The following is a 16872-nucleotide window of genomic DNA, read 5'->3' as shown; positions in this document are numbered from 1 at the left end:
ATTTTATCACCATGAAATTGAAACTAACGATTGCGCTGGCCTGTATGGCCATTAGCCTTACCTATTGCAAAAAAGACAAATCTGCTCCGGAGCCTGAAGTGGAAGCAGCCTGGTCGTCAAGCGCCCAATGGGGTACCTGGACTAACGGTGGCTATACACTCTATAACAACATCTGGGGCAGTGGGGCCGGTTCACAAACCATTTGGGCAAACAGTTACAGCAACTGGGGCATCTGGGCCAATCACCCCAATACCGGTGGGGTAAAAGCATATCCCAATAGTACGCGCAATGTAAACCGGGCGCTTGGTTCATTGAATGCCCTCACCAGCAGCATCAGTATTAGCTCCCCTTCAGGTGGCGCCTGGACCTCCTGTTACGATGTATGGGATAACAATCACCAGCATGAAATTATGCTGTGGATGAATTATACCAGCAACAGCGATGGATCAGGCAATATCAAACCCATTTCCGCTACCTGGAATTCAGCAGGCAATCCTGTACCTGTATTTACCAATTTATCAGTTGGCGGCGCTACCTGGAATGTTTTCCGTGGCAGCAATGGAGCCAACAATGTGTATTCATTTCTACGTACTGCCAAAACCAACAACACTACGGTCGACATCAGGGCCATTGCCAACTGGATCAGGAACCAGGGCTGGTTTGGCAATATCACCGTTGGCGATGTGCAGTTCGGTTATGAGATCACTTCCAGCTACGGTGCCAATGGGGCTGGTTTACAATGGACCACCAATAGCTATTCCGTAAGCTTTAATTAAGTTGTATGATCAGGTTGAGCCAACTGATTATTTTATTGGCGTTGTTGGCGGCGTGCCATAAGGAGGGGGGTATTACCCGGGACATCAAAACAGAGATGCTGACAGCAGTGAACACCCTTCGACAAACAGGGTGTACCTGTGGCGATACCTTTATGCCACCGGTAGAACCATTGCTGTGGAATGATACCCTGGCAATGGCTGCTCTGGAACATGCCCGCGATATGGATGCCCATAATTATTTCAGCCATATTTCACCGGGCGGTACGTCGCCCATACAACGCACCATGGCATTGGGTTACTCAGGAAATTATGTAACAGAAAATATTGCCCGTGGTTTTTCTTCGCTGGATCCGGTGATGGAGGCGTGGAAAGAAAGCGAGGACCATTGTAAGGCCATGATGGACCCTTTGCAAACCCACCTGGGGGCCGGGAACGTGGATACGTATTGGGTGCAGGAGTTTGGAAGGGAGTAAAAAAACGGAGAGCATCTGGTTTACAGACGCTCTCCCTGTTTACTCAATCCGTGGTTATTAGCAAGTTATTGTTTAACGATCTTGTACGATTGTTTGTTGGCTGTTATCACAAAGTAAGTACCTGCAGGCAAACTGTTCAGTTGCAAAGATTCTTTTACCTGTGTGATGGTGAACTGGCGCAGCACATATCCCTGCAGGTTAACCAGCCGGGCAGTGGTGCCAATCAATGAGGTGCTGTTTAATTGCAAGGTTACTGTTGAGCGTGCGGGATTGGGATAAACCCGTAACCCGCTGCCAGCTACATCACATGTTTTGGATACCGTGAGCTGTTTTGAATAAGCAAAACGGCCATCGTTATCGATTTGCATAAGCCTGAAAAAGTTGTTGCCGTGTGCCAGGTTGTTATACGTGAACGAGTAAGACAGAGTGGCTATTGAATTGCCGTGGCTTTGCAGGGTGCCTATAGAAACCCAGTTAATGGCATCGGTAGACCATTGAACATCAAAATGGTTGTTGTTGGTTTCACCGGCAGTTTCCCATTGTAAACGGACGGAACTGCAATCGATGCTGGTGGCATTGAAAGCAATGATGTTTACAGGTAATGGCGAACTGATATAGGTTTGCACATCACCGTTGTTTCCTACAGACCAGCCAAAACCACCTGCTACAAAATGCACACTTCTGATCTCCCTGGTGGTAGCGCTGGTTTCAGGATTCCAGGAGGCGCCGCCATTAGCCGTAAAAAGTATGGTACCTCCTGCACCAACGGCCCAGCCGGTGGAAGCTGAGGTAAAGAACACCTCATTCAAATTATCATTACCAGGGCTGGTTTGATCTGTCCAGATGGCGCCGCCATCAATTGTTTTTTTAATGGTGCCATTATTGCCCACTGCATACCCGGTATTGGCATCAACGAAATAAACACCGTCCAGTTCCTTTGAACCGCTGTTTTGGGGCGACCAGGTGATGCCCCCATCGGTTGTTTTACGAATACTACCGCTGGTGCCGACCACCCAGCCGGTTGTTGCATTTATAAATTGGATGTCGTAGAAATCGCGGTTGTTGATGCCGCTGTTTAAAGCAGTCCAATTGGCACCGCCATCATTTGTATAAAGAATGGTGCCGTTATCGCCGGCTACGTAGCCGGTGGTGGCGCTGGTAAAATATACGCTTCTGTAAGTACCGGAACCAGGGTTGGTTTGATTTGTCCAGGTAGCACCCCCATCCGTTGATTTATAAATGGTATGCCCTGAACCAACCGCCCAGCCAGTAGTGGCATTGGCAAAAAACACGCTTTGCAGGTTCTGGCTAATTCCGCTTGTTACAGTGGTCCAGCTATTACCCCCGTTGGTGGTTGTGCGAACGGTGCCATTATCGCCTACCAGCCAGCCATTGGTTTTATTTATAAAGAAAACATCCCGCAGGGGTTGGTTACTGTTGCTGTTTTGTTCTGTCCAGGTATGTCCGCCCGAAACAATTGTTTTAATAATAGTACCGTTATCACCAACTGCCCAGCCGGTGCTCTTATTGACAAAGAAAACACCCCACAATTTTGAGCTGGTGTTGCTGGTTTGAATTCCCCAGTTGACGCCCCCATCAACGCTTACCACCACTTTTCCGTTTTGACCTACAGCAATACCGGTATTGGCGTTGGTAAACCAGATACTGTAAAAATCATCGTTAGTGGGCGTGGTCCCTGCAGTCCAGGTGGTACCGCCATCAGTTGTTTTCAGTATCACTCCATTGTTGCCCGATACCCAGGCGGTATTGGCGTCCAGAAAAAATGCGCTTAATAATTTTTGAGTGATATTGCTGTTTTGCGCACTCCAGGTGTTTCCGCCATCGATTGTTTTATGTATTTCACCATTGGCTCCAACTGCCCAGCCGATAGTAGTATTCACAAATGTAACATCGAATAGATCCTTGTTTGTATTGCTATTTTGATCGACCCAGTTCGCGCCGCCATTGCTGGTTCTTTGAATATCACCTTTGTCTGTAACTGCCCAGCCATTGTTGTCATCTATAAAGAAAATGCTGTTGATATTTTCGCTTGTATTGCTGATCTGCGTACTCCAGCTTGTGCCGCCATTGATGGTTTTGCTGATGGCTCCGCCATTGCCGGCAATCCAGCCGGTAGCCGAAGAAGTAAAAAATACGCTATTCCATTGTGTAGAACCGGTTGATTGATCTGTCCAGGTTGAACCACCATTAACGGTTTTTAAAACGGTACCGGAGGCTCCTACAGCCCAGCCAGTATTGGCATCTTCAAAATGGACATCATGGAGTGAATTGCCGGTGCCGCTTGTTAAAGAAGTCCATTGAGCCGAAGCGCCCAGGGTTATAAAAAGGAACACGAAAAGACACAATAAGGCCTGCGGGTTTTTGAAGTAAACAGTTTTCATAACGGGCGCTGGGTTTTACGGATTCATTAAAGGTATAATCAGGTACCAGGGGACAATACCCTTGCCATTTCTGAAATATGTTGATTATAAATGGCTTATGTATATGATTCGCGTGGGAATATTCCCTTTTCTGATCTGTTTTTCCGGGAATGGGAATTTGAGGTGGGGAACAGACCAGCGTTATGGGGAGGGAATGGAGGCTTATAGCCTGAACCAGGTGTCGTAACAAAAAAATAGATCCGGACAGAAACTGCCGGATCTATTTCCAACACAAAAAACTACAGAGGATAAGAACGTTTCCTGTGTCGTTGATGCTTTAAAAAAACTAATCCGGCCAGCTATGCTACGACCGGAATAAAAACTATGCTTGAAATACCAAATTACATCAGGTGAGCTGCGAAATTTCACCCGACCGAACAGATACTAATATACGAAGAAGTTATACAAGGCGCTGTGACACTCACTTTAGTTGAGATTATTTTGATCAATGTCAATTGTTGCTTGAATTCAATAATTGTATGTAAAGCATGACGATGGTCATGGTTTTTTATGTATAAAAAACATACCTTACTCTTTCATATCACTTCCTCCCATATATCCTTCGAATTCCATTGGCCTCTTATAACTCCAAATTATAATTACGTATGAGATTGCAAACGAAAAATGGATATCCCGAGGTAGTGTTGGCTTCAAAATGTGAGACTTCTTTTTTCTATACTACAGCAGACTGGCTCCGGCATGAGATAGGGATATCGTTTTGCAATAAAGAAAAGCAGAATGAAATGATCTATTGGCAGTTTTGTTTTGGCGAAGGTATTGCCGTGTTGAAGTATGACCCATCACTGGGCATATCGCTTTGCCCTGCTGAGTTTGGACGTGCAACAACAGAAGAAAAGGCGGCATTTAAAATGTTGATGGATACAATGAAAAGATGCTAATGACCTTGTCTCTATAAACAAGTAAGGGGTCCCGCTAAAACGGGGCCTGTAACGGTTTCTTCTTATAAATTTTTACATAAAGCTTTCAGGAAATTCATTTTTAGAAAATTCAGAAAATAATTATTAATTGAAATAAATATTATATTTGTTTAGAAGTTGACTGAATATGCAACTAACGCTAACGAATGAACAGTAATTTCCTCTGATCCACTCTGATTCTGATTTACCTGAAAACCAATCGTTAATCAATGTCCTGGTCTCTCAATGCAGCGTGAGCATTGACGTTCGAAATTCTCTGAAAACATTTTATTCCGTTCTTGGTACGCATTGTCCCGTTTGTTGCCGGTATATACCGCCATGACCATTATAAAACTTACTAACAATGAAAAGATTGCTTGTTGTTAACAACAATAACCAAAGCCATAAGCTAATGGAAGCTATGCCCATTTTCGAAAGTGGAACTACCACTTTCGCCCGAAAGTCTGCCGACAGGCTAACCACATTATTTAACCTAAACACCAATGTAAACAAGTATAAAAAGAAAGAGGTGATCTATGCCGAAGGCAATCACCCCGTGCAGTTATACTATATAAAGAAAGGAATTGTAAAAACCTATAAATGTAATTCAGAAGGGAAAGAACTGATTACCGGCATTTATAGCGAAGGAGAGTACCTGGGTTATGTGGCGTTGCTCGAAGAAACAGTTTATAAAGATATAGCAGTAGCCGTTGAATATGCCGAGCTGGCGGTGATCCCAAAAGATGAGTTTGAAGGGATGATGGAAACCGACCGGCAGGTGGCCCGTAAATTCATAAATCTGCTGGCAAAAGATATTACCGAGAAAGAACAGCTGTTGTTGGGACTGGCCTATAATTCCCTTCGTAAAAAGGTGGCAGAGGCATTGATCTTATTAAGCCGTAAATACAAAGATGCTATAAAGATCAGCCGGGATAATCTGGCCGCTATTGCCGGTACGGCTACGGAATCATTGATAAGGACCCTGGGTGAGTTCAGGCAGGAAAAGCTGATCGATATTACCGAAGGGTACATAACCATTATCAATGAAAGTAAACTAAAGACAATGTTGAATTAAAACGCATGTTGATTATAACGGGACCATAGATGAAAGCGGTGGAAACCGCAAGAGCAATCGGAGGGTGTATCAAGGTCTGATACACTCTCTTTTTATAAGTCCAGGTCTTTCGACTTAATAGTTACGATCTCGTACTTAATGCTGGTACCCCGTTTGCTGTCGGGCATTTTAAGGGTTTCGGCAGATTTGGGTCTTATACCATAGAAGTCCTTCATTTTTGTATCCCAAACACTGCCATTGGCTTTTATGTAGGTGACTTTTACCCGTACGCGGTTAAGCATAAAATCGGTTGAATTGATCACGGTGATCTTCAGGCCCGAAATTCCACCAAGATTCTTGTATTCGTAGTCATTACTTTCAACTTTCACCAATTCCATAATATTATCGTGCACCATCTTTTTTAGCTTGGCGTCGCTGGCGGCTGAAATGCCTGGTTTGGTAGATCGGATGGTATTAATGGTATCGGTAGATTCACCACCTCTTACAACGGCGGCTAACACACCCAGTACAATAATAAATGGAATGAGAATGATCCAGCGGAGGGAACGTTTAGGCGTAGTAGTATCTGTTTTGTCAAGGATACCAGGTTTTTTCATAAAGTCGGATTTTTCAGGGATATGTGATGCTTACCAGGTACAAAAATAATTTTTTTTTCTTGTATGGGGAAATGAAAAAATCCTGCTATCCCGGTACTGTATTGAGTGCGGGATACTCGCTTCTGAAAAAAATATCCCATTGAACTACTTAATAACCATAGTGTATTGCATTGTTTTACTTAAGCAAGTATCTTGTGCCGGAAAACAAATTCCCTAACCCTTACCGGTTGAAAATGGTTGACCTGAATGGTTATACCGAATACTCGAAAATAGCAACCTTAAAAGTGGAAGAAAGAAACAGCCTGTCAATTTATCCCAATCCCGTAACTGAGCAATTGTTTGTAAAAGGTGCGACTGGTGGCAGTGCCTTCCAGGTGAAAACGATGAGTGGGCAAGTGCTGAAACAAGGGACCATAAAAAGTACCGGCAGTATTGATGTAAGTGCTTTATCAAAGGGTATGTATGTACTGACTGTAGATGGTGCCCATTATAAATTCATTAAAAAATAAGTTTCCCGGACTTCATTTCAAAAAGCCTCCCCCGGCACAGTTGAGGGGAGGCTTTTCATTTAATGAATGATTTCACATAAATATAATTCCGGTAATAAAAACATAACACTGTATCTGTTTCTTTGGAGCCTTATATGGTATCTATGTTAGCATTCCGGCTTCTTTTATGTGTTTATGCAGGTTTATTATCAACAGCAATATATGCGCAGCAGGGCAATACAGACATGCCAGGCACTACCAAACGTACAGCCGCCTTTCAACGGCTGTATTCCGACACGGCTTTTCTTATGCTGAAGAAAACATTCACCCAAGCGCTGGCTGATAGAGATAAGGTGAAGGCCGCCAGCTGCTTGCGGCAAATGGGTAGGATCTGTTTTCACCTCACCAATTTCCCTCAATCGCTCGAATATTATTTGCAGGCCGATAAATTGTTACGCCAGCAAAAGCAGGACCTGATGCGGGCCGAAAACCTCAACGACATCGGTATGGTGTTTCAGGCATATAAACAAACAGAGTTGGCCAAACAGCAATACGATGAAGCCTTTGCGATCTATGCAATTTCTCACAACGAACCCGGCATTGCTTTCACCCATGGCAAAATAGGTCAATGGCATATGAGCCTGCATCATTATGACAGTGGTTTCTTTTACCAGCGGATCGCACTGCATGAGTTCCTTCGATTGGAAGATAAGCAGGGCATTGCCCGCGTAAGCGGACAAATTGGTAACATCTATGAAGACCTGAAAAATTACGATTCAGCCCGATTTTATTTTAGCCGCTCCCTGGAGCTGAGTCGCGAAACAAAGGATACCACAGCTTTTATTGAAGCCCTCAACAATATGGGCGATGTGTTCAGAAAAACCGGTAACTATAAAGAAGCCTTACCCCTCACCCGACAGGCGCTGGTATTAGCACTGCGCACAAACGAATTGTTTCACCTGGGCAGTGCTTACCGTGATCTTGCCAAAACTTTCCATTTAATGGGCGATAACGACAGCGCTTATTTTTACCAACGCACGGGGCAGGCGTATGCCCAGGACCTTTACTGGCGTGAAAATGGTACCCAGCTGGCCGTACTAAAAACCATGTACGACGTGGAAAAGAAAAATGCAGAGATCGAAAAACTGCAGGCCGCCCGTAAAACCGTTGCGGCCTTTGTTGTTATCGGTATCCTTTTGCTATTACTGGGTGCCCTGGTGATCAGCCGCCAGCGATTGCGGATCAGGAATGCGGGGTTACTGGTAGAACAGGAGAAGCAAACAGCAGGAGCTCAGAAAGCGCTGATGGAATTACAGGAAGAGAACCTGAAGCAGGAACTGGAATCAAAATCGCGGGAACTAAGTGCCCATATGCTACACATAATGCAGAAAAATCAATTCCTTGAAAAATTGCATAACCAGCTGGATGAAATGCTAAAGGACGATCGCCGCGACCAGCGCAAACAACTCAAGCAATTGCAACTACAGATCAACCAGAATTTTAACCACGATCAGCACTGGGAAAAATTCAACGGCATTTTTGACCAGGTGCATGAAACCTTTGTTCAAAAATTAAAAGAGTTGTGTGGCGATGCGCTTACCCGCAGTGACCTGAGGCTGGTAGCTTTGTTGAAAATGAACCGGGGTTCTGAAGAAATTGCTGCTATTCTCGGCATTTCGCAGGATAGTGTACGGGTTATGCGGTACCGGTTACGCAAAAAACTCAACCTGCAGCAGGGGGAAAACCTGTCGATGTTCATTCAATCGTTGTGAGGCGCACCGGTGCTTAATATTTTGTTAATGGACAGGTTGTTTCCATAAGTACATTTGTAAATCAACGAGTTGAAGGTGTTTTGTTAATCCTGTATACCTTTTGTATATACCCGTTACAGCTTTGTTTCCTTTTTATTACAGGCCCGGATGGCTGAATGTAACGGCATAAACGCAATTTTGTTTCGCAATCAGTTAATCAGTAAAAAATATATGAGGTTGGTACGCGGCATATTGGGTATTTGTTTTTGTTTGGCGGTGCTGCAGGGTTTAATAAACCCCGGAGCCCGCGATAAAGGAGTGGAGCCTGCCGTGGCTTACTTCAGGGAACAATCCCGCCTGTTTGCCTTATCCGCCGCACAATTGCAGTCGGCTGTTACTGCCATCAGGCCCAACGACTCCCTGTCGGTGATAAAAGCACGCAATACACTTATTCAATGCCGCATCGATTATAAACGGATAGAATATTTCCTGGAGTATTTCTTTACCAGCTCGGCTATGATCTACAACCGGGCCCCCAAATACGAGATCGAAGAACCTTATATGGAGTACCAGGAACCGGTTGGGCTGCAGGTGATAGAAAGCCTCTTGTATGAAAAAGAGGTGGCTGAAAAGAAAACGGAACTGCTGCAACAGGCGGATGCCGTGCAATCTTCTGCGGCAGACCTCGGGGCATTATTATATGGGTTTAAGGCTACAGACAGGCAATTGCTGGAAAGTATGCGGCTGGAGTTGATCCGCGTGATCACCCTGCATATCAGTGGTTACGATGCACCGTTTCTGAAATCGGGGATTGCAGAAGCGGCGGCAGCACTGGAAGCGATACAGGAAACAATCAATCCTTTCGTCAATAATACGGCTGCGCAGGGCGATAGTGTAGCAAAATACCTGTCGGGCAGCATCGCTTACCTGCACCAGCATCCTGATTTTGACCGGTTCAACCGGCTGAACTTTTTGTCGCAATGGGCGTTGCCACTACAACGGTATTTTGGCAAACTGGTAAGCGATGCTCAACTGGAATTGAATACAACCAGTGGTGTACTTAATTACAAGGCCGCTGATCTTTTTAGCCCCGATGCGTTGAACCTGCAGGCCTTTCCCGGTGGTGAAGGGCATTCAGGTGCAGCATGGGTACAGTTGGGCAAACAACTGTTTTTTGAACCCGGACTGTCGGGCAATAACAAAGTGAGTTGTGCCACCTGTCACAACCCTGCCAAACATTTTACCGATGGTTTGGCGCAGAGTGTTGCCTTCGATGGCCATTCTCATGTACAACGTAATGCTTCCTCTCTGCTGTATGCAGGTTACCAGTATGGTCAGTTTTGGGATGGCAGGGCCAAAAGTCTTGAAGAACAGGTGAAAACAGTGATGAACAATAAAGAGGAAATGAATGGGGGAGAAACTACTATTACGAGTTTGCTTACGCGCAAACCATCTTATAAAACCCAACTCAGCGCCTTTACACATGACAGTGTTACTGTTACTGAAGAAGTAGCCATGGCTGTGGCAGCGTATGTGCGCAGCCTGAATCCGCGCAATGCCCGTTTCGACCAGTACCTGCAGGGCAATACTACCGTAATGACTACGCAGGAGATCAATGGTTTCAATTTATTCATGGGCAAAGCCCAATGCGGTACCTGTCATTTTGCGCCGCTTTTCAATGGATTGACCCCGCCTTTATATAACCTGTCAGAACTGGAAGTGTTGGGCACTACCAGTTCCGATAACCTGGAAAAACCAGCACTGGACAGTGATGAAGGCCGCCTCAAAATATTTCCAATAGCCTTTTACGACAAAGCATTTAAAACACCAACGGTGCGCAATGTATCGGCCACTGCACCGTATATGCACAACGGCGCTTTTAAAACACTGGAAGCGGTGATCGAATTCTACAATAAGGGTGGCGCTGTTGGTATGGGCTTGCCATTGCCGAACCAAACTTTATCCGCTCAGCCATTGAACCTTTCCAAAGAAGAAGTAAAAGATATTGTGAGCTTCCTGCATACCCTGGAAGACAAAATTCCCAACTAAAATAATAAAATAACAATGCCATTTCTTTCATTGAATGTGAAAGCAGGGATGCTATGTGCCTGCATCATGCTTGCAGGTTTCCATATTAATGCGCAGGGCGATAACAACCGATTGGTTAAAAAAGACCCGGCTGGTAAGATAAACGTGGCGCCCCAATTGATCCGCGGTCCTTATTTACAGGTAGCCACTACCAACAGCATCGTCATCCGCTGGCGGACCGATGCATTTGCACGCAGCCGTGTTCGTTATGGCGCTGCACCCGCCCGGCTTGATATGACTGCGGCTGATTCTGCATTGACTACAGAACATCAGGTAAAGCTTACCGGGCTTACTCCAAACACCCGGTATTTTTATTCAATTGGTGGAATGAAAGATGTATTGCAGGGCGATAGCAGCAATTACTTTTATACCCTGCCTGTGCCGGGTACAGAAGGTGTATATCGGATCGGGGCGTTTGGCGATTGCGGCAATAATTCGGTGAACCAGCGCAATGTGCGCAACGCATTTATAAAATACCTGGGCGATCAGTACCTGAATGCCTGGATCTTATTAGGCGACAATTCCTATCCCGATGGGGCCGACGCAGAATTACAGGCCAAGTTCTTCAATATCTATAAAGATGATCTGTTGAAAAAATATCCCTTGTTCCCCGCGCCTGGCAATCATGATTACCATGATATAGAATTTTCAGCAGAAGTAGCGCAACGCACCCATGAAGTTGCTTATTACCAGAATTTCTCTATGCCACAGGAAGGAGAGGCCGGTGGAGTGCCTTCACACACCAAGGCCTTTTATTCATATGATATAGGAAACGTACATTTTCTTTCCCTCGATTCTTATGGCAAAGAAGGTGGTGACTTTCGCATGTATGATACGCTTGGCCCACAGGTGCAATGGGTAAAAAAAGACCTGGAAGCAAACAGGAACAAACAATGGGTGGTTGCATACTGGCACCATCCGCCCTATACAATGGGATCACATAATTCAGATGGAGTGGGTGAGCTGGCTAAGATCAGACAGAATTTTATTCAGATACTGGAAAGATATGGAGTTGACCTGGTACTATGCGGCCATAGTCATGATTATGAACGAAGCAGCCTGATGAAAGGTCATTACGGGCCGGAAGCAAGCTTTAATGCGGCCGAACATAACCTTAGCAATTCATCAGGCCGTTACGATGGTGCTGGCAACTGCCCGTATATTAAACAGTCAGGCAGTAACCAGGGAACTGTATATGTAGTAAGTGGATCTGCCGGACAACTTGGTGGCCGGTCTGCCGGTTTCCCGCACAACGCCATGCAATACGCCAACGATTCAGTAGGCGGTGCCTCCATTATTGAAGTGCGTGGCAATCGCCTCGATCTGAAATGGATCTGTTCCGATGGCGTGATCAGGGACCAGTTCACTATGATGAAAGATGTAAACAAAACCACGCGTGTGCAGGCAAAGAAAGGAGAGCTCGTAACCCTCACCGCTTCCTTTGTGGGCGATTACCGCTGGAACAAAAGCAAGGAAAGCACCCGTAGCATCACGGTAAAAGCAGGAGGCGGTAAAACCAATTATGAAGTTAGAGATGCGTACAGCTGTGTGAAAGATGTTTTTGAAGTAGTCACCCAATAACAGTCAATTATAAAATAAAGCGGACATAGCGGCAAAATCACTTGTGCCGCTATGCAGAACAGTTATGCCGTTTCAAAAAACAAGGCAGGACTGAACGGGGAAGGTATGTCGTTGTGTGTACGTAAACCGAATTGTTGTTTAGTTAATACGATCGAAAAGATTTGATAAAGTTACCTCCATAGTTTGGAGCTTGAAATACCAAAAAACATAAACGTTATGAGAACAACCATCACCACATTATTGCTATTCCTGGTCATCCCGTTTGGGGCGCTGGCGCAGGGTTTGCTGTCGGGGCGCATCATTGACTCGAACAGCCTGAGTTTACCGGGCGCCACCATCGAGATAAAAGCGCTTTCAAAGAAGGCAGTATCCGATGAAACCGGGCACTATAAACTGCTGGGAATACCCGATGGGACACACGAAATTGATTTTACTTATATTGGATTTAAGCTGGTGCATAAAACCATAACCATTTCAGGAGGCAAAACCCAGCAACTGGACATTGTTATGAGTCCCGAAGCCCATAAAGGCATGCAGCGTGTGATTGTGACAGGCAGTACCGGTTCTGCACTCAAAGCATTGAACCAGCAGAAGAATTCCAACCGTATTGTAAACGTAATCTCTGCCGATCAGATTGGCCGTTTTCCTGATCCCAATATTGGCGACGCGTTAAAACGGGTGCCTGGTATTTACGTGCAATTAGACCAGGGGGAAGCATCGTTGGTAAGTATCCGCGGAACTGATCCTTCAAAAAGCACTATTAATATCAACGGTACCAATATGTCGGGCACGGGTGATGCACGGCAGGTAGGGATCAATGCGGTACCATCAGACATGGTTCAAATGGTAGAAGTAACGAAAGCCATTACCCCCGATATGGATGGCGACGCTATTGGTGGTGTTGTGAACCTGGTAACCCGTAAAGCCCCTTATACCAAACTGTTGTCGGTAACGGTGGGAACAGGTTATTCCTTTATGGTGCAGAAGCCTATGGTGAACGGCAATATTGTATTTGGCGATCGCTATGGTAAAGACAAAAAACTAGGCGTGATGGCATCAGCTTCCTATTACCGTCAGTTCCTGGGTTCCAATGTACACAGCAGCGACTGGGGTGATACCAAATGGGTAGACGGCAATACGTACTACATGCCTAAGTATTTGAGTATGGAACAGATCTTTCTTGAGCGCATCAGGCAGAGTTATACGATTGGTCTCGACTATAAATTCAATGAAAAGCACACCATAACCCTTACTGGTATTTACAATAACTATAAGGATTGGCGCGAACGCTATACGTTGAAAGTAGATGATATTGGTCCGGATTATCCTACCAACTGGAAACGGGCAAAAGGGTATGAAAGAACATCAGCGAAAGGTAAAGCCGTTAAAGATGCTAATAAAGACCTTAAAGATGATGTAACCGGAGAATACTATGTAGACCTGGATAATGATCCGTTGCATCCCCAATATGATCCGGAACTGGAGCGCCATGTTGAAGGCGGGGTAAATAAACGCAATGGCGCCGAGATTGCACAAAAGATCATCAACCTTGGGTTGGATGGCCAGCACATTTTTGGAAAAGTGAAAGTGGAATGGAAAGCGTCGTTCATGAAAAACCGGGGCGATAATCCCAACGCCAGAAACCTGGAGCTGGAAAGCGAAATGGAAAAATCGGCACAGATGGATTATACCGATCCACGTTACATTAAAGCAGTAGGAGGTACCGGTATCGACAATGTACTGGAAAACCTGAAAGGCCGCAGAACAAGCAACAGCGATACTGTTGATACCTGGTATGTTGACAGTTACAATGGTAATGACAAGGTAGCTTATACCCGTCAATACCTGGCTCAACTTGACCTTACCGTTCCCTTGTGGGGTGGCAAGTTTGGAAATACCATTAAGTTCGGTGGTAAGTATCGTGGCATGAAGAAAGAGAACCTCACCCTGAACAGCACAGTTTGGAAACCAGGCATAGATCCTGCCCGTCGTGATGAATACAATCAGAAAATTGCCAATGGGCAAACGGTGAACCCGGATGATTATATGGACTGGGGTGGTTATTGGACAGGTTTCGGTAATAATATGGAAAACGTAAGCGAACAGCTCTTTCATAATTCCCGTTACCAGGTAGGTAATACAACAACTACAGAATGGGTGAGTACCCGGAATGTGAGCTACAACAACAATACCGATGAGTTTTCAAAGGTAGAAGATAAAACAGATGCCATCGCTGCCAATTACACCGGTAAGGAAACTATTACAGCCGCTTATGTAATGAGCACGCAGAACCTTGGTGATAAATGGACCTTGATAGGCGGCCTTCGCCTTGAGCACAGCACGCTGCACTATGAAGGCAACAACTACAATAAAAAGTTGAATGCCCTGGGTGATAAAGTAGTTTCTAATTCCGATTTCCTGAACCTGATGCCGGCGTTTCATATCAAGTACACGCCTACCAGCAAGATGGTATACCGTTTTGCCTTTACGCGTACCATCAGCCGCCCGGCTTATGGCGATATTGCACCCCGCATGAATGTGAGCATAAAAGATAAAACTGTTTCAGAAGGTAACCCCAATCTGAAACCAACCTTGTCGAATAACCTCGACCTGCTGGGTGAATACTATACCGGTGGTACCGGTTTGATCTCTGCAGGGGTGTTTTACAAGAATATTACCAGTTACTCCATCATCAAAAAAGACGAGGTGCGATTTTCTGATGTAGAAAAATATGTTACAACGCCGGATGAACTGGTCGCTGAAGGAGCGCTGCCTGCAACTATCACGGATTATAAAAAGTACTACGATCCACTGAAGTCAAAAGATGATATCCTGGCACGTACTAAACCAATGAATGCGGGTGTGGCCAATTTGATAGGGGTAGAAATCGGTTTCCAGCGCAAGTTGTCTTTCCTGCCTGGTATGCTCGGTAATTTAAACGTGTACGCCAACTATACCCACAACTGGATCTTTACCAAAAAAGGAGAACCAGCATTGCCAGGAACTGCTAACAGCATTGTGAACCTGTCGCTTGCCTACGAAGTACCAAAGTTCAATGCCCGCGTATCATTTAACAATACCTCCGATTTCTCAACTGTTACTGGTGCTTTACCAGATGGAAAGGGAGATATTTATTACGATAAGGTATACTACCTGGATGCCAATGCGAACTATTTCCTGTCGAAGCGTTGGGTGATCTTTGCCAATGCCAATAACCTGCTGAATCAATCCCAGCGCCGGTATATGTGGCAACCGCAATACACATATTATAACCTTGTCACCGGTACAACAGCACAGATCGGTGTAAAGGTGAATGTTTTCTAAACCATAGAAATGGGTTGAGTAACGGAGCGGCATCCTGTAATGGGGTGCCGCTTTTTTGTGTGGTTACGTAAAAAACAACGCGATTTTTTGGTGAAAATGGTTTTTTGTATCTTTTGGTACTTAAAACTACGTTCATGAAAGGGTGTCTCATGGTTACTGTTGCCTATTTTCTCATTATGGGGGCATGTAAGCCAGTTCAGCATGATAATCGTATTGCTCAAATATTTTCATCTGGCAAATGGATTGACCTTACTTACAGTTTCAGCGAACAAACTTTGTACTGGCCCAATAATCCCACCGGTTTTAAATTGGATACACAGGTGAATGGTATTACCCCAGCTGGTTTTTATTATGCTTCCAATGCTTTTTCCGCTCCGGAGCATGGAGGTACGCACCTTGATGCACCTGTGCATTTTGCCCAGGGGCATCAAACAACCGATCAGGTACCACTGGAACACCTAACCGGCCAGGCAGTAGTTATAGACGTGAGTGAGCGGGCGTTAAAGAATGTGGATTATCTCATCTCGGTTCAGGATATAGAAGCATGGGAAAAAATAAATGGTACACTACCCGATAGTGCCATTATTTTATTTCGAACCGGATATGGGAAGTATTATCCTGATGCGAAAACGTATTTTGGTACCAATGAAAAAGGCGCAGGCGCGATAGCGAATTTGCATTTTCCCGGTATTGATCCGGCTGCTGCGGAATGGCTAAGCTCCCGGCGTAAAATAAAAGCAGTCGGGCTGGATACGCCGAGCATCGATTATGGTCAATCGAAGGATTTTAAAACACATCAGATACTGTTGGCTAAGGACATCCCCGCCTTTGAGAACGTAGCCAATCTGGATCAGTTGCCAGTGACGGGAGCCTATATAATAGCATTACCCATGAAAATAAAAAACGGGAGTGGGGGTCCATTGCGTATTATAGCCTGGGTGAAAAATGGTTAACGGCCAGTCTTAAGATACTCTTCCTCGGTTACCTTTTCCATCCAGTCAACGACCTTTCCATTCAAATTTTCCTGGATCGCAATATGCGTCATGCCGGTTGTTGCGGTGGCGCCATGCCAGTGTCTTTCGTTTGGTTCAAACCAAATTACGTCACCTGGATGTATTTCCATAATTGGTCCGCCTTCTTTTTGAGCCCAGCCGGAACCTGCTGTAATGATCAATGTTTGACCCAGCGGATGGGTATGCCAGGCAGTTCTTGCACCTGGTTCAAAGGTAACGCTGGCGGCGGCACCACGCCGGGTTTCGTTTGGCTGAAATAAGGGATCAATGCGTACAGCACCTGTAAACCATTCTTCCGGTCCTTTGGCAGAAGCCTGTGAGCCAACTCTTGTTATTTCCATCTAAGCTT

At 45.2% G+C, this 16872-nt stretch carries 13 protein-coding genes; 10 read left to right on the top strand and 3 right to left on the bottom strand.

The features are described 5' to 3' along the window. The first annotated feature begins 11 nt into the window (after window positions 1-11). Window positions 12-776 carry a GH12 family glycosyl hydrolase domain-containing protein gene (locus BMX95_RS26945; protein ID WP_207631511.1) on the top strand — a complete coding sequence of 255 codons (765 nt, stop codon included), beginning with the start codon at window positions 12-14 and terminating at the stop codon, window positions 774-776. A 5-nt stretch (window positions 777-781) separates the two neighbouring features. Further along, complete coding sequence (locus BMX95_RS26940; protein WP_081198171.1) at window positions 782-1249, top strand: CAP domain-containing protein; 468 nt, start codon at window positions 782-784, stop codon at window positions 1247-1249. A gap of 65 nt (window positions 1250-1314) precedes the next feature. Here BMX95_RS26940 and BMX95_RS26935 read toward each other — a convergent pair whose 3' ends face one another. Further along, the gene (locus tag BMX95_RS26935; protein WP_081198170.1) at window positions 1315-3651 is read right to left on the bottom strand and encodes a YCF48-related protein; all 2337 of its coding nucleotides are present in this window, start codon (window positions 3649-3651) and stop codon (window positions 1315-1317) included. Between the two features lie 644 nt (window positions 3652-4295). Between BMX95_RS26935 and BMX95_RS26930 the strand changes: the two genes are divergently transcribed. Continuing rightward, entirely contained in the window at window positions 4296-4589 is a 294-nt protein-coding gene (locus tag BMX95_RS26930; protein ID WP_081198169.1) for a hypothetical protein, read from the top strand. 382 nt (window positions 4590-4971) lie between these two features. Further along, complete coding sequence (locus BMX95_RS26925) at window positions 4972-5682, top strand: Crp/Fnr family transcriptional regulator (protein WP_081198168.1); 711 nt, start codon at window positions 4972-4974, stop codon at window positions 5680-5682. A gap of 92 nt (window positions 5683-5774) precedes the next feature. Here BMX95_RS26925 and BMX95_RS26920 read toward each other — a convergent pair whose 3' ends face one another. Continuing rightward, the gene (locus BMX95_RS26920) at window positions 5775-6278 is read right to left on the bottom strand and encodes a hypothetical protein (protein WP_081198167.1); all 504 of its coding nucleotides are present in this window, start codon (window positions 6276-6278) and stop codon (window positions 5775-5777) included. Window positions 6279-6472: 194 nt separating this feature from the next. On the opposite strand from BMX95_RS26920, the gene BMX95_RS26915 reads away from it, so the two are divergent. The 6 genes from BMX95_RS26915 to BMX95_RS26890 all read left to right on the top strand — a co-directional run bounded on the left by BMX95_RS26915 (window position 6473) and on the right by BMX95_RS26890 (window position 16463). Continuing rightward, entirely contained in the window at window positions 6473-6787 is a 315-nt protein-coding gene (locus BMX95_RS26915; protein WP_133053866.1) for a T9SS type A sorting domain-containing protein, read from the top strand. A 143-nt stretch (window positions 6788-6930) separates the two neighbouring features. Then, the gene (locus BMX95_RS26910; protein ID WP_081198302.1) at window positions 6931-8538 is read left to right on the top strand and encodes a tetratricopeptide repeat protein; all 1608 of its coding nucleotides are present in this window, start codon (window positions 6931-6933) and stop codon (window positions 8536-8538) included. A gap of 210 nt (window positions 8539-8748) precedes the next feature. Then, entirely contained in the window at window positions 8749-10566 is a 1818-nt protein-coding gene (locus BMX95_RS26905) for a cytochrome-c peroxidase (RefSeq protein ID WP_207631509.1), read from the top strand. A 15-nt stretch (window positions 10567-10581) separates the two neighbouring features. Then, window positions 10582-12186, top strand: a complete 1605-nt coding sequence (locus BMX95_RS26900) for a purple acid phosphatase family protein (RefSeq protein ID WP_242673015.1) — start codon at window positions 10582-10584, stop codon at window positions 12184-12186. Between the two features lie 216 nt (window positions 12187-12402). Beyond that, window positions 12403-15510, top strand: coding sequence for a TonB-dependent receptor (locus BMX95_RS26895; protein WP_081198165.1), 3108 nt, complete (start codon window positions 12403-12405; stop codon window positions 15508-15510). A gap of 134 nt (window positions 15511-15644) precedes the next feature. Beyond that, a complete protein-coding gene (locus BMX95_RS26890; RefSeq protein WP_090519630.1) occupies window positions 15645-16463 on the top strand; it encodes a cyclase family protein in 819 nt (272 codons plus the stop codon). Here BMX95_RS26890 and BMX95_RS26885 read toward each other — a convergent pair. Next, the gene (locus BMX95_RS26885; protein ID WP_081198163.1) at window positions 16460-16864 is read right to left on the bottom strand and encodes a (R)-mandelonitrile lyase; all 405 of its coding nucleotides are present in this window, start codon (window positions 16862-16864) and stop codon (window positions 16460-16462) included. The genes BMX95_RS26890 and BMX95_RS26885 overlap by 4 nt on opposite strands. Window positions 16865-16872 lie beyond the last annotated feature (8 nt).

This window comes from Niastella yeongjuensis, from assembly GCF_900110245.1.
Lineage (GTDB): Bacteria > Bacteroidota > Bacteroidia > Chitinophagales > Chitinophagaceae > Niastella > Niastella yeongjuensis.
Note: the sequence above shows the minus strand (reverse complement) of the source record. Positions and strands in the feature narration are given on the sequence as shown.